Genomic DNA, 18625 nt, shown 5'->3' on the forward strand with positions numbered 1-18625 from the left:
TAACACGCGCGACCCGCGGCCCCTGTTCCCCGGCGCAGGCCGGGGTCCAGTGGCGATAGCCGGGCTTGTCGAAGCTATCCACTCGTCGCATTCCCACCCAGCCTGGGCCCCGGCCTGCGCCGGGGAACCGATATCGAGCGAGCATCGATGACGCGGATTGAGCGCCTTTCGGTCGCCGCCGCCGCGCTGGTCGCGGTGGGCGTGCCGGCGCTGCTGCTCGGCTTCTGGCCGGAACCCGTGGCGCGTGAGGCGGTGGCCCCGCCGCTGCTGTCGCCGCCCGCGCATCCCCCGGTCTCCGCCGCTCCGGCCCGCGCGTTGTTCGGCGGCGGTGCGCTGGTGGAGGCGGTGGACCCGCCCACCGATGCCCCGGACCTCGCCGGCATTGTCGGCCGCATCGGCCAGGACGCGGTCGCGCTGGTCCGCTCGGGCGAGGTGACGCGGACGGTGGCGGTTGGGGAAAGCGTCGACGGCTGGACGCTCGAATCGCTGGAGATTGATGCCGGGGTGTTCGTGCGCGGCGGGCAGCGGGTGCGGGTACCGCTGCCGGCGGGGGAGTGAGGGGTTCAAGCTGCCGTTGCTAACGCTCGAAGCGCGTCCTAGCTTTGCCGGATGGGCATTAAGCAGCCGGATATCGGACCGAGACGACATGCGCGGTTGGTTCTGTTCATTGGCCCCGCGCTCGGCGTGGCATCCTCGCAAGTCCTCGCTCAGTTTTTACCGCCGCTGAGCGGCGGGATGCGTCAAACGATCACCGTGATCGCGTCGATTCTCATAGCGACATTGCTCACTTGGATTATCTATCGGTTTGCTCGCACCTAAGGGACTGCGAGGAGGGGCGTTGATTATTCTCGCGTGCCATCGCTCTTAGGATCGTGCTGTTGGGCGCACTCACGTAGCGCGACCTCTGCCCCGACGTGGCGAGTCCGTGAGTTGCTTCGCAATCCACGGCCGCCCGCTAGTAAATCCCCTCGATCTCCAGGCTCAGCCTTGGGCCAGGCGGGTTGAGCAGCAGGCTGCCCTTGTCCCTCAGCGTCGCTTCATGCCCGCGCAGGCGGGCGTAGCGGGCGTCGGTCGCGGCCCGTGCATCCGCGCCGTCGCGCAGGATCGTCGGCTTCAGGAAGATGAACAGGGTCCGCTTGGTCCGTCCCTCGCGGCGCGACTTGAACAGTTCGCCCAGCACAGGAATGTCGCCCAGCACCGGCACCTGGCTGCGCACCTGCTGGCGATCGTCGGTGATGAGGCCGCCCAGCACGATCGTCTGGCCGTTGTCGGCCAGCACCGTGGTGTTCACCGCGCGGCGTTGGGTGATGAGGTCGGCGGCGCTGGACAGCTGGGTCTGCGCGATCGACGACGCTTCCTGCGCGATCTCCAGCCGGATGGTGTCGCCGGCGTTGATGCGCGGCAGGACGCGCAGGGTGAGGCCGACATCCTTGCGTTCGATCGTCGTATAGGGATTGGCGGTGCCGTTGCCGGTCAGGATCGATCCGGTGACGAACGGCACGTTCTGGGCGGAAACGAATTCGCCCAGCTTGTTGTCGAGCGTGGTCAGTTGCGGCGTCGACAGCAGGTTGGCCTTGGTCGAGGTGCTGAGCGCACGCAGCAGGATCGAGAAATTGTCGCCAATCGCGACATTGCCCGACAGCCCCTCGCCGATCAGCCCGGCAGCGGGCACGCCCAGCACGCCGAGGATCTGGCCAAGCGACGGCCCCGGCGAGCTGAACGACGTGCCGAACCCCTCGACCTGGGTCAGCGCGGCGGCGCTGGTGCCCATCTGGATCGCCAGCGCCTCGGCATCGTCGCCGCTGATTTCGGCGATCGCCGCCTCGATCAGCACCTGCGGGCGGCGCACGTCGAGGTCGGGGATCAGCCGCTCGATGCTCGCCACCGCCGCCGGGGTGCCGCGCACCACCAGCGCGTTGATGTCGGGGGCGGGCTGCACCGTCACGTCGGGCGTCGCGAAGCCCTGCGGCGTCGCCTCTGTCTGCTGGCCCAGCGGCGCGGTGCCGATGGTGGAGCCGTCGGTCGCGGCGCCGGCCGCCGTACTTTGTGCGATCATGCCCGACAGCGCGCTGGTCGGGCTGGTCGCGCCGGCAGGGCCGGCGGTGCCGCGCGCGGCAAGGCTGCGCGCGACCGGATTGGTTGTCGCGCCTTCCTGGCCCAGCACGCCGCGCAGCACGTCGGTGACGCTTTCGGCATCGGCATAGTTCAGGCGGAACACGCGCGTCACCGGCGTCGCCCCGCCCGGCGCGTCCAGCGCCTGCGCCATCCGCCGCGCCTCTGCCACCATCGCGGGCGTGCCGCGCACGACGATCGAGTTCGAGCGCGCGTCGCCGGCCACCCGCGCGCCGCCTTCGACCATCACCGCCTGGATCGCGGCGGCGATATCGGCGGCGTTGCCGTTCCTCAGCACGATGGTGGTGAAGGTCGATCCGCCGCCGCCGTCCAGGCTGCGCGCCAGCGCTTCGATTCGGCGGACGTTGTCGGCATAATCGGTGACGACGATCGCGTTGGGCGCGGTCAGCGGCTCGACCGATCCGAAGGTGGCGACCAGCGGGCGCGCGATCCGTGCGGCGTCGGCGCTGGGGACGTTGGCCAGCCGGATCATCCGCGTGACCAGTTCCTGCCCGCCCGCGCTGCGGCTGGGCACGCCGCCGTCGCGCACCGCGTTCGCCTGCGGCACGATGCGCCACGCGCGGCCCGAACGGACTGCGGCGAAGCCGTTGGCGCGCAGCACCGACTGGAACAGATCCCACACCCCGGCCTTGCTCAGCGGCTCGGCGGACGTGACCGTGACGGCGCCCTTCACCGCCGGATCGAGGATCAGCGTGCGCCCGGTCAGTCGGCTGATCTGTTCGGCGACATCGGCGATCTCGACGCCGCGCATGTTGACGACGATGTCGGCAGGCGCCGGCCCGTCCTGCGCGGACAGCGGCGTGCCCGCGAGCGCGAGGGCCAGCATCGACAGGCGAATCACTTTGTTCACGTGGGGTTACCTAGCGGATCGGAACGGTCACCGTCACCGGCTTGCCGTCGCGGAGGATCTGGACTTGGGCGGTGCCGCTCGCCTGCGCGCCGGAAATGGCGGCGCGGGCGGCATCGGGGGAGGTGAGCGGGGTGCCGTTCAACTGCTGGAGCACGTCGCCCTGGCGCAGGCCGGGCGGGCCGTTGGCGCCGATGCGATAGCCGCCGTCGGCCGGCTGCGCGTCAAAGCGTTGCAGCACCTGTTCGGCGCTGGGTCCGGCGGGCGGCGCGGCGACCGGATTGCCGGCCGGCGCCGGCGCCGGCGCTGGCGTGCCTGCGGGCGCGGTGCCCGGCGGCGGCGCGAACGGATCGGGGAAGGCCAGGAATTCGACGCGCCCGCCGTTGGACAGCAGCACCCGGCGCGGCTGGATCGCGGCGATCGTCGCGCCGGACACGGCTTCGCCCGTCTTGAACGGTTTTGCGGCCTCGCTGCCGACCTGGATATAGGCGACCGACAGTTCGGCGGGGCGCGCGAAGACGATGCCTTTCAGTGCGATCTGCAACGTCGTCGCCACCGCGCCGTCGCCGTCGATGCCGGTACGGCCGAACGGGTCGAGCGCCAGCATCGGCGCGGTGTCGGGCACCTGCGTAGCGGTGCGCGTGGCGGGGACGGTGATCGCGCCGACATCAGCATGGCCCATCAATCGCCACGTCAGCCCGGCGAGTGCGGCGGCGACCGACACGACCACCAGCACGGTCGCGCCGTTCAGGATCAACCGCTGACGCCGGGGCGTCAGATCGAACTGCCCCGGGATCATCGCGCGGGTGCCCCCGGCTGGTCGAGGAAGCCGTCGAGCGAGGCGAGCGGGGTTTTCGCGCCCTCCTCATACACGTCGACGCGCACGCGGGCGATGTCGGGATCGCCGGTTGCGCGGGTGGTGGTGCGGACCAGCCAGTTGGTGTCGAGCATCGTCACCTTTTCGCCGCCGGTCGCGCCGATGCCAAGTTCGGCCAGACGGTTTTCCGCGACCCACATCGCCGCCGACCGCCGCTCTATGCCTCGGGTCGAATCGATATGCTGCTCGACAGCCCCGACCAGCCCGACCGTCGCGATCGCCAGCACGGCCAGCGCGACCAGCGCCTCGATCAGCGAAAAGCCGCCGTCGTCGCGGCTCATTTCGGCGCGTCCTGCACCACCACGCTCGACAGCCCGTCATAGCGCACCATCCAGTGCTGGTCGCCGCTCGCCAGCGTCGCGACCAGCGGCTTCGCGGCGCCATCCATACCCAGCACGAACGGCGGCGTCTGATCGAGCGTCATCTCGACGCCGGCGGGCAGGGTGTGCCAGTCGAGCCGCGGCGCGCCTTTCGGGATCAGTCCGTCCGACGAAACCTTTGCGAAGCCATAGCCGCTGGCATCGACCGTCAGCGCGACCATCCGGTCGCCGAGCATCGCGTCGTCGCCGGCGGCCTCCAGACGCGTGGCGAATCGGCGCGCCTCCGATTCGACCGACGGCGCGCGGGTGGCCGATCCAATCGCGAGCGCGACGCCGCCCGAGGCGATGCCGATGATCGCCAGCACGACCAGCATCTCGACCAGGGTCATGCCGGCGTCTGGAGAATTCCTCCCCGAGCTCGCTCGGGGAAGGGGACCATTGCGGAGCAATGGTGGAGGGGCTGGTGAAGTACGCTCCAAGCCCCTCCACCCCCGCGCTGTCGCGCGGCGGTCCCCCTCCCCGAGCAAGTTCGGGGAGGAATTGAAGGAAAGAAATGTCACCGCCCCGCCACGATATCGGCGTCGAGGCCCTCGCCGCCTTCCTTGCCGTCCTTGCCCAGGGATTTGAGCGCGAAGCCGCCCGGTGCGGGGGACTGGTACGAATAGGGATTGCCCCAGGGATCGACCGGAGCCTGCGGCAGATAACCTTCCGCCGACCAGTTCGACGGCACCGGCGGCTGGGTAGGCTTCTCCGCCAGCGCCTTCAGCCCCTGCGCGGTCGTCGGATAGCCGCCGTTGTCGAGCCGGTACATCTTGAGCGCGGCGGAGATGGTGCGCAGATCGGTATTGGCGGTGGTGACGCGCGCCTGGTCCGGCCGTCCGATCACGTTGGGCACGATCAGCGCCGCGACCAGCGCGATGATCGCCAGCACGACGATCATCTCGACCAGGGTCAGGCCGGCGTCGTCGGCACGAGCCTTGCGGCGACGCGCCCACGCTGCCACGGTGTCACGAAACTGTCGGATTTTGCTGCGCATTCGCTCGCCCATGGCCATGACACGTGACGCCTTTGTTACAGCTGAACCGCCCCTGCGCGCCAGCCTTGGTACGGGGGCGCGCGAGAATCGGTCGGGACCGGCTGGTATCTGGACGTTGACCGGGGAGGCGCTGGCCGCCTCCGACGTCGATGGCCCCGCGACGGTTCTGGTGCCGACGGAGGGCGTGCGGCTGGTCGCGGTCGATCTGCCGCTGCCGACGCGGGCGAAGCGGCTGGCCGCGCTGCCCTTCGCGATCGAGGAAATGATCGCGGAGCCGATCGACGCCGTGCACCTGGCGCTGGGCGCCGAATTGTCGCCCCGGCGCTATCTGGTCGGCATCGTCGGGCACGACCAGATGGCGCAGTGGATCGCCCGCATCGAGGACGCCGGGCTCGATCACGCCGCGCTCGTCCCCGACGCGCTGGCGCTGCCGGTGCCGGGCGAGGGCGAATGGGCGATCGAACCGGGCGAGACTCGCGCGCTGGTCCGCGGCGGTGACGGCACCGGCTTCGCCGTCTCCCCGCCGCTGCTGCGCACGGCGTGGGAGGCGGCGGGGCGGCCGCGCGCGATCTGCTATGGCGCGGCGCTGCCCGGGGACATGGTCGACGCCGCCGACGTGCTGCCGCTTGATGCGCTGGGCCGTCGCCTGCTGGCGCCCGCGCTCGACCTGCGTCAGGGCCCCTACGCGCCGAAGCGCCGCTCAACCGCCTCGTTCGGAAAGGCGCTGGCGACGATCGCGGCGGTCGGCGTGCTCGCCCATGTCGCGATCGCGACCGCCGACACGGTAGCTCTCCGGGGCATCGCCGACGCGCGTGAGGCGGAAACGCGCGAGCTGGTCGCCGCGCGGCTGCACGGCGCGGCGCTGCCCGCCGACGATCCCGCGGGCGCCGTCGCCGATCTGTTGCCGAGCCCGGGCGCGTCCGGTGGCGCCAACGCCTATCTGGCGGCATCCGCGCGCGTCACCGCCGCACTCGCGCCGCTCGGGCCGCAGGTCGCGGCGCGATCGATGCGGCTGGAAGGCGGTAGCCTGATCGTCGATCTCGACGCGACCGATCCCGCGCTCGCGGATCGCGCCCGCGCCGCCCTGCGTGAGGCGGGTGTCGCGGCGACCGTCGCTTCGGTCGACGGCGGTGTCCGCATCACGAGTCCCGCGGCATGAGGGTGATCCGCATCGTCGAACACCCGGCCTATGCACGGGCCGGCGACTGGTGGCACGGCCTGTCCCGGCGTGAGCGCATCCTCGTCGGCACGCTCGGCGTGCTGCTGGCGCTCGCGATTCTTGTGTTCGGCATCGTCAAGCCGCTTCAGGCGAGCCGCGCGGCGTCGCTCGCCGATATCCGCACCCATGAAACGCTGATGGCGCGCATCCGGGCGGCACCCGCGCTCGGCCCGCCCGCCGGCCCGCCACCGCGCACCGGGGCGCCGGCCGATATCCTCCAGCAATCGGCGCAGAGCTTCGCGCTCCAGCCACAGCTGGAGGCGACGCCGAACGGCATTCGCGCGACGTTGCCGGATGTGGGCTACGACGGCGTGGTCAACTGGATGGCCGATGTCGCGCGCACATCGTCGTTGCGCGCGACCCGCGTCGATGTCCGCCGCCTGTCGACGCCCGGCCGCGTCTCCGCGCAGGTCGAGTACGCACCGTGAGCGGTACGCTGATCGTCACCGACCCGGCACCGATGCCCGTCACGCTGCCCTACGGCTTTGCGCGTCGGGGCGGCGTGCTGTTGCGCGACGGCGAATGCGTGCACCGCGCCGACGCCGCGCTCGACGCGCTGCTGGAGGTGCAGCGGCTGGCGCCGTCCGCGCGGTTCGTCGCAATTTCCGACGCCGATTTCGACGCCGCGCTGTCCGCCACCTACGGCCAGGGTGCGGCGCAGGCCGCCGAGTTTGAGATGGACGCGACCGATCTCGCCGCGCTCGCCGATTCGGTCGGGCCGGTCGACGACCTGCTCGACACCCGCGATGATTCGCCCGTCATCCGCCTCATCAACGCGATCCTGCTGGAGGCGGTGAAGGAAGGCGCCTCCGACGTCCATGTCGAGACGACCGAGAAGCGCCTGGTCGTCCGCTTCCGCGTCGACGGCGTGCTGCGCGACGTCGTCGAGCCGCAACGCGCGCTTGCGCCCCTGCTGGTCAGCCGCATCAAGGTGATGGCGAAGCTCGACATCGCCGAGAAGCGCGTGCCGCAGGACGGCCGCGTGACACTGCGCATCGGCGGCCACGACGTCGATGCGCGCGTGTCGACCATCCCGACCCAGCATGGCGAGCGGGTGGTGATGCGCCTGCTGGAAAAGGGCTCGCTGCGCCTCGATCTCGCCGGGCTGGGCATGAGCGAGCGCGACGTTGATACGTTCCGCCGCCTGCTCGACCGTCCGCACGGGATGCTGCTGGTCACCGGGCCAACGGGATCGGGCAAGACGACGACGCTCTACGCCGCGCTCAGCCGGCTCAACGACCGCAAGCGCAACGTCATGACGGTGGAAGACCCCATCGAATATGAACTCGCCGGCGTCGCCCAGACCCAGGTCAATCCGCGCACCGACATGACGTTCGCACGCGGGCTCCGCGCGATCCTGCGGCAGGACCCCGACGTCATCATGGTCGGCGAAATCCGCGATCAGGAGACGGCCGAAGTCGCAGTCAGGTCGGCGATGACCGGCCATTTCGTGCTGTCGACGCTGCACACCAACTCCGCGGTCGGATCGGTCACGCGGCTGCTCGACATGGGGGTGGAGCGCTATCTGCTCGCGCCGATGCTGGTTGGCCTCGCGGCGCAGCGGCTGGTGCGGCGGCTGTGCCCGGAATGCCGGCGGCAGGATATCGCGACCGATGCCGATGCGGCGATGCTCGGCGGGGTGCTGGCGGCGGGGGAGACCGTCTACCGTGCCGTCGGCTGCGACGCGTGCCACGGCGACGGCTATCGCGGGCGTGACGGCGTGTACGAGGTGATCGCGGTCGATGCCGAGCTTCAGGCGATGATCCACGACGGCGCGGCCGAAGCGGCGCTGGAGGCGGCGGCACGGCGGCGCAATCCCTCGCTGCTCGACGACGGTGTCGCCAAGGTGAAGGCCGGCGTGACGACGGTCGAGGAAATCGCCCGCGTGACGAGGGACGAGGGGTGATGGCGATTGGCTCGATCCTCCCCTGCAAGGGGAGGTGGCGCGCAGAATGCGCGACGGAGGGGTGTCGCGCTATCGACAGGGTGTCACCCCTCCGTCAGGCCTGTGGCCTGCCACCTCCCCTTGCAGGGGAGGATTGACAGGTGCCCGCCTTCGCCTACCGGGCCGCCGATCGCTCCGGCGCCACCCGCAAGGGCGTGATCGAGGCGTCGTCGCCCGCCGCCGCCCGCGCCGCGCTGCGCGAACAGGCGCTGCTCCCGCTTTCCGTCGAGCCGGCCGGCGCGAAACCGTCCGCGCGGGGGGGCATCGCGCTTCCCGCCTTCCGCCGGGGCGTCACCCCGCGTCAGCTCGCCACGCTCACCCGCCAGATCGCGACGCTGGTCGGGTCCGAGATTCCGGTCGAGGAGGCTTTGCGCCTCGTCGCGCAGCAATCCGATGCGCGCGTCGTCACCACGCTGCTGATGGACGTGCGGGCGAGCATTCTCGACGGGCGCAGCTTCGCCGCCGCGCTGGCGAACCACCCCCGGGCGTTCCCCGAATTCTACCGGGCATCGGTCGCCGCTGGCGAAAGTTCGGGCCGGCTCACCCACGTCCTCAACCATCTCGCCCAGTTCGTGGAAACGCGCCACGCCAATGCGCAGAAGCTGCAACTGGCGCTGCTCTATCCGGCGCTGCTCGCGACGGTATCGATCGGCATCATCGTGTTGCTGATGATCTACGTCGTCCCCGACATCGTCCGGGTGTTCGTTTCGCGCGGAGCCGAACTGCCGTTCCTCACCCGCGCGCTGATCGCGATCTCGGCCTTCCTGCAGGACTGGGGCCTCGCGCTGCTGATCGCCTTGCTCGCCGGCGGGCTGATCTTCGGCCGCTGGGTGCGGGTGCCGGCCAACCGGCTGAAGCTCGACCGGATGTTCGCCGAACGCCGCCCGTTCCGCCGCTTCAGCCGCCAGCACAATGCCGCGCGCTTCGCGGGCAGCCTGGCGACGCTGGTCGAAAGCGCGGTGCCTTTGGTCGAAGCGCTCCATGCCGCCGCCGCCGTCACCCCCAATCGCTATGTCCGCGCACGCGCACTCCACGTCGCGGCGCGTGTGCGCGAAGGGCTCAGCCTGCGCGCCGCGATGGCGGAAGCGGCGATCTTCCCCTCGATGCTGACCGCGATCGTCGCGTCGGGCGAAAGCTCGGGCAAGCTTGCGCCGGCGCTGGGGCGTGCGGCGGGTGAACTCGACCGCGAACTCGACGCGCTGTCGGCCACTTTGGTTGCGCTGGTCGAGCCGGCCGTGCTGCTGATGATGGGCGGGATGGTGCTGCTGATGGTGCTGGCGATCCTGCTGCCGATCATCAACCTGAACAATCTGGTGACGCTCTAGGGACAGGACCCGTTGATCGCGATGGTCGTGACGGAGCGGATTTCGGTTCAGGGCTAGAAGCGAGGAGCGGAGCGATGCCTGTGCATCGTGACCGACGAGGGACGACGCCCTGGGCCGAAATCCGTCCGCCGCTTGTGCGGTTGCCCGGACGCGCCCGCCGGCTGCGTCGCGAGGTTTGCGCGTAGCGCCGCTACGCGCTGCGCCCCGCTCCTTGCCGGGCGAACACGTCCGGGCAATCACGACCGTCGCGATCAACGGGTCCTGACCCTAGCATCGTTCCGGTTGCAAAACGGCCCGTAAAGGCGCAGCCTTTTCCGCGACATAGCCGGGAGAGACGCCATGCTGACCGCAGTGATCGTCGCCACGTTGCTCGCCGCCGCCCCGCAGACCGTAGACGCGGGGCGACACAAGCAGATGGACAAGGCCACGCCGAAGCTCGCCAGGTTCACCGCCACGGCTAGTTTTTCAGACGGTTCGACGCGGATCTTCCACGTTACCGCCGATCGAGACAGTGACAACGACGGGGTATCCGACCTCTACGAACTGCGCGTCACCTGCGGTGGCGGCGTGGTTGCCTCCGCGACGATATCGCAGCGCGACTCGGCGACGGGCCTCGCTACCGGACGTCGCCAGCACCTGCCCGTCACCCGCGCCAACCCGCAGGGGGTGGACGACTGGCAGACCCGGACCACCGGCAAGCCGATCGCGGCGAGCTGGGATCTCGCGACAGCCAAGGGCGGCCGTTCCGCCGCGTCCGCCGGTCCCGCGCCGATCGCACTGGTCGAGGTCAGCCCGGCGGTCTGCGCGCCCTAGATTTTTCCCCGGATGCTGCCGCCCGGCGGCAGGCCGACGAAGGGCAGGGCGGCGGCGCCCTCGGGCGTCAGGGTGATGTCGACGGTGCCGTCCTGCGCCAGTGCCATCGTCATCAGCGTGCGCCGCCGCTGAGTGGCGGGGGCCAGCGTCAGGCGGCTGGTCGCGCCGATATGCTCGGCGGTCAGGATCAGCGCCGGGACGGGGGTCGCCGCACCGCCCGCTTTCGGCCGGCAGGTGCCGGGCTCGGTCAGCAGCCGGCCTTCGACCATCTGCCCGCCGCCGCCCAGCTTCGCGCGGGGGAAGTCGAGCTGCATCGCCATGTCGCAGACGAACGGCAGGTCGGGCTGGAGCGCCTGGATCAAGGTGCCGTCGGCGGATCCGCTCATCGCGTCGACTGTCGTGGAGGTCGGCCCGATCAGCGCCCGTCCGCCAAGGGTGGTCGCGTCGCCGTTCGCCGTCCAGTCGATCGCGAAGGCGAGGTTGACGAGGCTGCGGAGCGGCGCCCAGCTCCATTCGAGCTTGCTGCCGCCGGCCAGCCCGGCCTCGCCGTTCCAGATCGTCCCGCCGATGCCGGTCCGCCATGTGCCCCGATCGACCACCGCGCCCGCCGGGATCGTCGCGACCATCGCCACCGCATAGGCCCCTATGCCGAGCAGCGCGAAGCGGGTAAGACGCCTGCGGGCGCCGTCGCGCGCGATGTCGGAGGCGTGTGGTGAATCGTCGGGACGCTCTGAGGCTTCTGCCAGCCGGCCTCGTCGTATCAGCGGCGTCATCGCTCGTTCCCCTCTACGCCCGCACGCCGAAGAAGGACGTGCGGCCGGTCGCGCTGCTGCTGCCGCTCTCGGGCGAGCGGGCGGCGCTGGGGCTTAGCATGCAGCGTGCGGCCATGCTCGCGGAAAGCGATGCGAAGCTGATGTTCGCGCTCGACACCGCCGGCACCGCGACCGGCGCGGCAGCGGCGGCGCAGGCGGCGCTGAAACGCGGGGCGGCGATGATCCTCGGCCCGCTTACCTCGTGGGAAGCGAGTGCGGCGGCGACGGCGGTGGCCGCGCGCGTGCCGGTCGTCGCCTTCACCAACAATCCCGCCGCGCAGGCCAGCGGCGCCTATGTGTTCGGCATCACCGCGACCCAGACGACGACGGCGGTGCTGCGCTACGCGCGCTCGCGCGGCGTACGTAGCGTCGTGGTGGTGGGCGACGGCACCGCCTGGTCGAACGCCGCGTCGGAAGCCGCGGTCAAGGCGCAGCGCGACCTGGGGCTCGACGTGCGCGCCGTCGCGGTGACGGCGGGTGCGCCGCTGCCGGCGATCGGCGATGCGCCTGACGCGGTACTGGTGCCGGGCAGTGGCGATGCGGTGCTGTCGGCCGCCCGCGCGCTTCGGGACAGCGGGGTGCAGTTGCTCGGGACGGTCCAGACACTCGATCATCGCCCCTCGGCGATCGACGCGCTCGACGGCGCATGGATCGCCGCGCCCGATCCGGCCGCCTTCGGCAGCTTTTCCGCTGAGTTCGAGGCGAGGAACGGCGGCGATCCCGGCGCGATCGCCGCGCTCGCCTATGACGCGGCCAAGGTCGCCCGGACGTTGCGCGACGCGGGCCGCCTCAGCCGCGAAGGGCTGCTCGGAACGGAGAGCTTCGCCGGCGTGACGGGCGCGGTACGGTTCCGCACCGACGGCAGTTGCTCGCGTGACCTCGCCATCCTCGTCGCCGCGCCCGACGGCTATCGGAGCGTCGCGACCAGCCGGGGGGCGTGAGGGGCGTGGCACGCGCTGTTCCTGAAGGGCAGGGACCGAAGAGAGACGCCGGCTTCACCCTCATCGAACTGATGATCTCGCTGCTGCTGTTCGCGCTGATCGCGGTGGCCGGAGTCGCGCTGGTCGACAGCGTGCTGGGGGTGCAGGGGCGGACGGAGGCGCGGCTCGACCGGCTGACCCAGTTGCAGCGCGCGATGCTGGTCGTCTCGGGCGATCTGGAGCAGGTGGCGGGTGGCGACATCAGCGGCGGCGGCGGCGCCATCGCGTTCAGTCGCACCGCGCCGGGCGTCGGCGGGGTGCCGGTAACGGTCCGCTACGCGTTGGCGCGCGGCGTGCTGGTGCGCGATGCGGGCGGCGGGCCACAGGCGGTGCTGCGCGGCGTGGAGGGCGTGCGCTGGCGGTTCTGGCAGGGCGGCTGGGCGGAACGCTGGCCCGCCGGCGATCCCGCCGACTGGCCGCAGGCCGTCGAACTGGAAGTGACGCTTGCCGGACAGCCCGCCGGAAGCATCCGGCGCGTCGTCACCCTGCCGGTCCGCGCACGGAGCGTGTCGTGAAGGACGAGTCCGGCATGATCCTGGTCAACGTGCTGATGTTCGTCGCGATCGCGGCGGGCCTCGTCCTGCTGATGATCGAGCGCGAGGAACTGTCGCTCGATCGCTCGCTGCGCGTGCGCGAGGCGGCGCGGGCGAGCGCGATCGTGCGCGGAGGCGAGATTTCCGCGATCGCCGCGCTGCGCCGCGACGCGCTGCTCGCGCCCGAGGTGGATCACGTTGGTGAACCCTGGGCGAGCGTGGCCGAGGCTGGTGCGCCGATCGACGGCGGCAGCTTCGACCTGGCGATCGCCGATGCGGAGGGGCGGTTCAACGTCAACGCGCTGCGCAGCGGGCAGGCCGCCGCGACGATCGTGTTCGAACAGATCGCCGAAAGCGCCGGCATCGACCGCGAGACGATGCTGCGGCTGGTCGAGGCAGTCCGCGCGCGCGGGCCTTTCACCGACCTGCGGCCGCTGCGTTTCGCCGGGCTCGACGCCGACGCGATGCACCGCATGGAAGCACTGGTGACCGCGCTGCCCGGCGATACCGCGATCAACCTCAACGCCGCTACGCCGGAGGTGCTGGCGCTGCTGTTTCGCGATCCGGCGGTGGCGCAGCGGCTGGTCGCGACGCGGAAGCGCAAGGGCCATCTGACGCTCGACGATCTCGCCGAGAACAATGTGTCGATGCCGCCGGGCACGTCGTTCCGATCCAACACCTTCTGGGTCCGCACCCGGGCGACGATCGGCGACACGGCGGTGCAGGGCGCGACGCTGATCCAGCGCCGGATCGACGACAAGGGTAACCGCCACACCGCGCCGGTCGAACGCTGGGTCGGCGCCGCCGTGCCGCCCGACGCGCCGGCGTTCGCGACGCCTGCGGGATAGTAACCCGCGAAACCATCCTCTACCATGCGCCTTTCCCGTTCGCGCCTGAGCTTGTCGAAGGGCTGCCCTTCATCTTTCGTCGCGAGAAGGAAGGGCAGGGCTTCGACAAGCTCAGCCCGAACGGATTTGAGGTCGAACGCTTGATCATGCCGTCCGCCAGTGTCTCCATTCGCGCCAATATCGATCGCCCGATCAGCGTGGTCGAGCTGTTCACGATCGGCATCGGCCCGTCGAGCTCGCATACTGTCGGCCCGATGCGCGCGGCCAGGGCTTTCGCGGGCTCGATGGCGGACCGCGACGTCGCGCACGTGACGGTGACGCTCCACGGCAGCCTGGCGCTGACCGGACGGGGCCACGCGACCGACGTGGCGGTGCTGGTCGGGCTGTCGGGATGGGAACCGGAAAAGATCGATCCCGATATGATCGCCGGTCTGGTCGCCGCGATCCGTGAGACACGGTCGCTCGATCTCGACGGGGTGCTGCCGATCGTGTTCGACCCCGATGCGGACCTGATTTTCGATTACGGCTTCCTGCCCGGCCACCCCAACGGACTGACCTTCGTCGCGGATTTCGCAGACGGGTCGCAGGAGACGCGACGCTATTATTCGATCGGTGGCGGCGCGATCATCGAGAATGGGCAGGAAGTGTCGCGCGCCAATGTCGAGCTGCCGTTTCCCTTTTCATCGGGCGAGCGGATGCTGGAGCTGTGCGCGGCGCAGGATTGCTCGATCGCCGATCTCGAACGCGCCAACGAAGCCGCGTGGCGATCTCCGGCGGAAACCGACGCCTTTCTGGACAGCGTGCGCGAGGCGATGTGCGCCAGCATCCGGCGCGGCATCGCGACCGACGGCATCCTGCCCGGCGGGCTGAAGGTACCGCGCCGGGCCAAGGGGCTGCACGACAAGCTGGTCGAGCGCGGCCCGCGCAGCGACCCGTCGGCGGTGTTCGACTGGGTGAGCCTGTGGGCGCTGGCGGTGAACGAGGAGAATGCGGGCGGCGGCCGCGTCGTCACCGCGCCCACCAACGGGGCGGCGGGGGTGATCCCGGCGGTGCTGCGATACTATGAGACGTTCGTGCATGGTGCCACGCGCGACGGAAGCCGCGACCTTCTGTTGACGGCGAGCGCGATCGGCAGCCTGTACAAGAAGCGCGCGTCGATCTCTGCGGCCGAGATGGGATGCCAGGGCGAGGTCGGCGTTGCCTGCTCGATGGCCGCCGCCGGTCTAGCCGCCGCGCTGGGCGGCACGCCGCCGCAGGTCGAGAACGCCGCCGAAATCGGGATGGAGCACAACCTCGGTCTCACCTGCGATCCGATCGGCGGGCTGGTCCAGATACCCTGCATCGAACGCAACACGATGGGCGCGATCAAGGCGATCAACGCCGCCTATCTGGCGCTGCACGGCGACGGCAGCCACGTCGTCAGCCTTGACGCGGTGATCGAGACGATGCGTCAGACGGGGGAGGACATGCGCAGCAAGTACAAGGAGACCAGCCAGGGCGGGCTCGCGGTGAACGTGGTGGAGTGCTGATGCGGCTCCCTCTCCCATCGGGAGAGGGAAGGGAGCGCCGAAGGCGCGGAAAGGGTGAGGGTAGAGTCGAGCCGCTAACTGTCCTCACCCTTCCGCCGGCTGCGCCGGCTCCCTCCCTCTCCCGTCGGGAGAGGGAACGGGCCATTCCCTAGCGTCATTCGCCACCCCCTTGCGCCGCCTCGCGAATCATCCGACGCTGCGGCAAAATAGGGAGGATCCGCTTGGCCGAAACCGCGACGATTCCCGCGCCGCCGGGCCTGCCGATCGTCGGCCACCTGCACCAGATCGCGCGCGCCGGGCTGATCGGCCATCTGCTCGACGTCAGCCGTGATTTTCCGGACGGCATCTTCAAGCTGAAGTTCGGCAGCCGCATCGGCGTGTTCGTGACCGATGCCGATCTGGTCGCCGAACTCTCCGACGAGACGCGCTTCCGCAAGCTGCCGGGACCCGGCCTGCGCGTCGTCCGCCGTTTCGCCGGCGACGGCCTGTTCACCGCCTTCACCGAGGAACCCAACTGGGGCAAGGCGCACCGCATCCTGCTGCCCGCGTTCAGCCAGCGCGCGATGCGCGGCTATTTCGAGGTGATCCGCGACGTGTGCGACCAGCTGGTCGCCAAGTGGCAAAGGCTGGAGGGAACCGACGTCGAGGTCGCCGACGACATGACCCGCCTCACGCTCGACTCGATCGCGCTGGCGGGCTTCGGCCATGCGTTCGACAGCTTCGAGAAGGACCAGCTCGACAGCTTCCTGGAGGCGCTTGCCCGCGCGCTTGGCGAATCGCTCAACATGATTACGCGGATGCCGTTCCAGAAACCGTTCGCGAAGAAGGCGCAGAAGCAGTTCGATGCCGACATCGCGGAGATGAACGCGCTGGTCGACGGCATCATCGCCGATCGCCGACGGCATCCCAATGACGGGAAAGACCTGCTCAACCTGATGCTGACGGCGGTCGATCCGGAAACCGGCGAGGGGCTGGACGATCTCAACATCCGCTATCAGGTGCTGACCTTCCTGATCGCCGGGCACGAGACGACGTCGGGGCTGCTGACCTTCGCCTTCCACCTCCTGCTGCGGCATCCGCATGTGCTGGCGCAGGCCTACGCCGAGGTCGATCGCGTGCTGCCGGGCGATACCCGGCCCGATTACCACCACGTCGCGCAATTCCCTGTGATCGAGCGGATCATCAAGGAGGCGCAGCGCCTCTGGCCCACCGCGCCGGCCTATTCGGTCGGGGCCTTTGAGGACACGACGATCGGCAAGTGGCGCATCCGCAAGGATCGGCCGATCAACATCTTTACGCCGGGCCTGCACCGCGATCCGGACGTGTGGGAGCGGCCCGAAGAATTCGACATCGACCGCTGGCTGCCGGAAGTGGAGGCGGCGCGGCATCCCCACGCCTACAAGCCGTTCGGCAACGGTGCGCGCGCCTGCATTGGCCGCCAGTTCGCGATCGTCGAGGCGAAGCTGGCGATTGCGATGATCCTCCAGCGGTTCGCGGTCAGCGACCCAGTCGGCTATCGGCTGAGCATCAAGGAGACGCTGTCGATCAAGCCTGACGCGTTCACCATGCGTATCCGAGCGCGCGGGCCCCACGAACGCATCAGCATCGCCGCACCCGTCGAGGCCGAGGCGACCGCGCCCGTCGCGTCGGTGGCGGGGCAGGGGCAAAGGCTTGCCGTCCTCTACGGCACGTCGCTCGGCACCGCGCGCGATATCGCGGAGGAAGTCGCCGAGCGCGCGCGGCTCGACGGGTTCGACACCGTCGTGCGGTCGATGGACGAAAGCTATGCGCTGGGCCTGCGCGACGCCGAGGACCGCGTGCTGGTGATCGTCACCGCCACATACAATGGCCGCGCGCCCGACAGCGCGGTGGCGGTGGAGAAGGCGATCGACAGCGGCGCCTTCGCCGATACGCGCTGGCCCGACGCGCGCTTTGCCGTTCTCGGCATCGGCAACAGCCAGTGGCCCAATTACCAGCATTTCCCCAAGGCGATCGATGCCGCGCTGCAACGTACCGGCGCCACGCGGCTGATTCCCCGCGCCGAGGCGGACGGACGCGGCGATTTCGACGGCGCGGTCGGCGCCTTCGTGCGCGATCTGTGGGCCGCGCTGGGCGGCACCGCGCCGGGCACCAGCGCCGCGCCCGCGCTCAGCCTGACGATCGTCGAGCCGACCCGCGCCCGCGCCGCCGTGCTGCCCGAACACGCGCAATTGCTGACGGTGGTCGAGAACCGCGAGTTGGTGCTTCCCGCCGACGGGCTGTGGGATTTCGCGCAGGAGCCGCCGCGCCCCTCGACCCGCTTCGTCCGCCTGAAACTGCCCGAGGGCACGACATATCGCACCGGCGACCACATCGCCGTCTATGCCCGCAACCGGCCCGCGCTGGTGAACCGCGTGCTGGCGCGGCTCGACGTGCCCGGCGACGCGCAGGTGTCGATCGACGGCGCCAGCACGCGGTTCCGCCACCTGCCGCTCGGCCAGACGTTGTCGGTGCGCAGCCTGCTTACCGATTTCGTCGAGCTGCAGGATCCGCTGCCCCGCCGCGCCGTCGAGATCGTCGCGACCCACACCCGCTGCCCCGACACGCGGCGCCGGCTGGCGGCGCTCGACTGGGAGGATGTGCAGGCGAAACGGCTGACGCTGATCGATCTGCTCGAAAGCCATCCCGCCGCCGAACTGCCGCTCGACGCCTTCGTCGAGCTTTCGGCGGCGATCGCCCCGCGCTTCTATTCGATCGCGTCGAGCCCGCTGGTCGCGCCCGGCACCCCCGGGTTGATCGTCGGCACGATGGCCGCGCCGGCGTGGTCGGGGCTCGGCGAGCATCAGGGCTTCGCCAGCACCTACATGCGCGACCTCCAGCCCGGCGACACGCTGTTCGGCTATGTCCGCGCGCCCAATCCGCCGTTCGCCCCGCCGGAGGATGCGGCGGTGCCGATGATCCTGATCGGCCCCGGCACCGGCTTTGCCCCGCTGCGCGGTTTCCTCGAAGATCGCGCAGCGACCGGCGGCGCGGCTTCACTGCTGTTCTTCGGCTGCCGTCATCCCGACCACGACTGGTTCTGCCGCGACGAGGTGGAAGCCTGGGCGGCGGCCGGCGTCGCTGAACCCTATATCGCCTTTTCCGCCGTGCCATCGCACCCGTGGAAGTTCGTGCAGGACGCGCTGTGGGCCGAACAGGAACGCGTCTGGGCCGCGATCCAGGCCGGCGCGCAGATTTTCCTCTGCGGAGACGGCCGGTTCATGGCGCCGGCGGTGCGCGACACGCTGATCCGCATCCACATGCGGCAGGTCGGCTGCGAACATGCGCAATCGTCGGCATGGCTGGAGGAGATGATCGAGACGGGACGCTTCCACCAGGACGTGTTCGGCTTCGGGAAGTGACAAAAAGGCAGACCTCACCCCGTTCGTG

General features: G+C 70.4%; 18 protein-coding genes. 12 read left to right on the forward strand and 6 right to left on the reverse strand.

Annotation, left to right across the window (positions count from 1 at the left end; genetic code table 11):
- Positions 1-147 precede the first annotated feature (147 nt).
- Both VYI76_RS15535 and VYI76_RS15540 read left to right on the forward strand, forming a co-directional pair.
- The gene (locus VYI76_RS15535; RefSeq protein ID WP_326525689.1) at positions 148-558 is read left to right on the forward strand and encodes a hypothetical protein; all 411 of its coding nucleotides are present in this window, start codon (positions 148-150) and stop codon (positions 556-558) included.
- 51 nt (positions 559-609) lie between these two features.
- Positions 610-819 carry a hypothetical protein gene (locus VYI76_RS15540; RefSeq protein WP_326525690.1) on the forward strand — a complete coding sequence of 70 codons (210 nt, stop codon included), beginning with the start codon at positions 610-612 and terminating at the stop codon, positions 817-819.
- Between the two features lie 136 nt (positions 820-955).
- Here the strand turns inward: VYI76_RS15540 and gspD are convergent, their stop codons facing one another.
- From gspD to gspG, 5 genes are all read right to left on the reverse strand, one after another.
- Complete coding sequence (gspD, locus tag VYI76_RS15545; RefSeq protein ID WP_326525691.1) at positions 956-2983, reverse strand: type II secretion system secretin GspD; 2028 nt, start codon at positions 2981-2983, stop codon at positions 956-958.
- A 10-nt stretch (positions 2984-2993) separates the two neighbouring features.
- The gene (locus VYI76_RS15550) at positions 2994-3779 is read right to left on the reverse strand and encodes a type II secretion system protein N (protein WP_326525692.1); all 786 of its coding nucleotides are present in this window, start codon (positions 3777-3779) and stop codon (positions 2994-2996) included.
- Positions 3776-4138 (reverse strand): type II secretion system minor pseudopilin GspI, encoded by a 363-nt coding sequence (gspI, locus tag VYI76_RS15555; RefSeq protein WP_326525693.1) that lies wholly within the window; start codon positions 4136-4138, stop codon positions 3776-3778. The genes VYI76_RS15550 and gspI overlap by 4 nt, the downstream gene beginning before the upstream one ends.
- On the reverse strand, positions 4135-4656 hold the full coding sequence (locus VYI76_RS15560) for a prepilin-type N-terminal cleavage/methylation domain-containing protein (RefSeq protein WP_443018977.1): 522 nt from the start codon (positions 4654-4656) through the stop codon (positions 4135-4137). Before VYI76_RS15560 ends, gspI begins: the two co-directional genes overlap by 4 nt.
- 77 nt (positions 4657-4733) lie before the next feature.
- The gene (gene gspG, locus VYI76_RS15565) at positions 4734-5213 is read right to left on the reverse strand and encodes a type II secretion system major pseudopilin GspG (RefSeq protein WP_326525695.1); all 480 of its coding nucleotides are present in this window, start codon (positions 5211-5213) and stop codon (positions 4734-4736) included.
- 10 nt (positions 5214-5223) lie between these two features.
- Between gspG and gspL the strand changes: the two genes are divergently transcribed.
- From gspL to VYI76_RS15590, 5 genes are all read left to right on the forward strand, one after another.
- Positions 5224-6372 carry a type II secretion system protein GspL gene (gene gspL, locus VYI76_RS15570; protein WP_326525696.1) on the forward strand — a complete coding sequence of 383 codons (1149 nt, stop codon included), beginning with the start codon at positions 5224-5226 and terminating at the stop codon, positions 6370-6372.
- Positions 6369-6860, forward strand: a complete 492-nt coding sequence (gene gspM / locus VYI76_RS15575) for a type II secretion system protein GspM (RefSeq protein WP_326525697.1) — start codon at positions 6369-6371, stop codon at positions 6858-6860. Before gspL ends, gspM begins: the two co-directional genes overlap by 4 nt.
- Before the next feature lie 32 nt (positions 6861-6892).
- Positions 6893-8338, forward strand: a complete 1446-nt coding sequence (gene gspE / locus VYI76_RS15580) for a type II secretion system ATPase GspE (protein ID WP_326525750.1) — start codon at positions 6893-6895, stop codon at positions 8336-8338.
- Between the two features lie 140 nt (positions 8339-8478).
- Positions 8479-9702 carry a type II secretion system F family protein gene (locus VYI76_RS15585; protein ID WP_326525698.1) on the forward strand — a complete coding sequence of 408 codons (1224 nt, stop codon included), beginning with the start codon at positions 8479-8481 and terminating at the stop codon, positions 9700-9702.
- Positions 9703-10041: 339 nt separating this feature from the next.
- The gene (locus VYI76_RS15590; RefSeq protein ID WP_326525699.1) at positions 10042-10515 is read left to right on the forward strand and encodes a hypothetical protein; all 474 of its coding nucleotides are present in this window, start codon (positions 10042-10044) and stop codon (positions 10513-10515) included.
- Here VYI76_RS15590 and VYI76_RS15595 read toward each other — a convergent pair.
- Complete coding sequence (locus VYI76_RS15595) at positions 10512-11288, reverse strand: hypothetical protein (RefSeq protein ID WP_326525700.1); 777 nt, start codon at positions 11286-11288, stop codon at positions 10512-10514. The two genes, VYI76_RS15590 and VYI76_RS15595, sit on opposite strands and share 4 nt — an antisense overlap.
- A 38-nt stretch (positions 11289-11326) precedes the next feature.
- On the opposite strand from VYI76_RS15595, the gene VYI76_RS15600 reads away from it, so the two are divergent.
- The 5 genes from VYI76_RS15600 (at position 11327) to VYI76_RS15620 (ending at position 18597) form a co-directional block, all read left to right on the forward strand.
- Positions 11327-12268: an ABC transporter substrate-binding protein gene (locus tag VYI76_RS15600; RefSeq protein ID WP_326525701.1), complete on the forward strand. Its 942-nt coding sequence runs from the start codon at positions 11327-11329 to the stop codon at positions 12266-12268.
- A gap of 5 nt (positions 12269-12273) precedes the next feature.
- Positions 12274-12822 carry a type II secretion system protein GspJ gene (locus VYI76_RS15605; protein ID WP_326525702.1) on the forward strand — a complete coding sequence of 183 codons (549 nt, stop codon included), beginning with the start codon at positions 12274-12276 and terminating at the stop codon, positions 12820-12822.
- Complete coding sequence (locus VYI76_RS15610; protein WP_326525703.1) at positions 12819-13688, forward strand: general secretion pathway protein GspK; 870 nt, start codon at positions 12819-12821, stop codon at positions 13686-13688. The genes VYI76_RS15605 and VYI76_RS15610 overlap by 4 nt, the downstream gene beginning before the upstream one ends.
- A gap of 146 nt (positions 13689-13834) precedes the next feature.
- A complete protein-coding gene (locus VYI76_RS15615; RefSeq protein WP_326525704.1) occupies positions 13835-15217 on the forward strand; it encodes an L-serine ammonia-lyase in 1383 nt (460 codons plus the stop codon).
- A gap of 221 nt (positions 15218-15438) precedes the next feature.
- The gene (locus VYI76_RS15620) at positions 15439-18597 is read left to right on the forward strand and encodes a bifunctional cytochrome P450/NADPH--P450 reductase (RefSeq protein WP_326525705.1); all 3159 of its coding nucleotides are present in this window, start codon (positions 15439-15441) and stop codon (positions 18595-18597) included.
- The last annotated feature ends 28 nt before the right edge of the window (positions 18598-18625 follow it).

Origin of the sequence: Sphingomonas sp., assembly GCF_035910975.1 — a bacterium.
Lineage (GTDB): Bacteria > Pseudomonadota > Alphaproteobacteria > Sphingomonadales > Sphingomonadaceae > Sphingomonas.

Bases quoted from the DNA above. Each gene is read 5' to 3' on its own strand.
- VYI76_RS15550 (WP_326525692.1), bottom strand. From the start codon at position 3,779: ATGATCCCGGGGCAGTTCGATCTGACGCCCCGGCGTCAGCGGTTGATC.
- gspL (WP_326525696.1), top strand. From the start codon at position 5,224: ATGGCCATGACACGTGACGCCTTTGTTACAGCTGAACCGCCCCTGCGC.
- gspG (WP_326525695.1), bottom strand. From the start codon at position 5,213: ATGCGCAGCAAAATCCGACAGTTTCGTGACACCGTGGCAGCGTGGGCG.
- VYI76_RS15595 (WP_326525700.1), bottom strand. From the start codon at position 11,288: ATGACGCCGCTGATACGACGAGGCCGGCTGGCAGAAGCCTCAGAGCGT.
- gspE (WP_326525750.1), top strand. From the start codon at position 6,893: ATGCCCGTCACGCTGCCCTACGGCTTTGCGCGTCGGGGCGGCGTGCTG.
- VYI76_RS15615 (WP_326525704.1), top strand. From the start codon at position 13,835: ATGCCGTCCGCCAGTGTCTCCATTCGCGCCAATATCGATCGCCCGATC.
- VYI76_RS15590 (WP_326525699.1), top strand. From the start codon at position 10,042: ATGCTGACCGCAGTGATCGTCGCCACGTTGCTCGCCGCCGCCCCGCAG.
- gspI (WP_326525693.1), bottom strand. From the start codon at position 4,138: ATGAGCCGCGACGACGGCGGCTTTTCGCTGATCGAGGCGCTGGTCGCG.
- VYI76_RS15540 (WP_326525690.1), top strand. From the start codon at position 610: ATGGGCATTAAGCAGCCGGATATCGGACCGAGACGACATGCGCGGTTG.
- gspM (WP_326525697.1), top strand. From the start codon at position 6,369: ATGAGGGTGATCCGCATCGTCGAACACCCGGCCTATGCACGGGCCGGC.
- VYI76_RS15535 (WP_326525689.1), top strand. From the start codon at position 148: ATGACGCGGATTGAGCGCCTTTCGGTCGCCGCCGCCGCGCTGGTCGCG.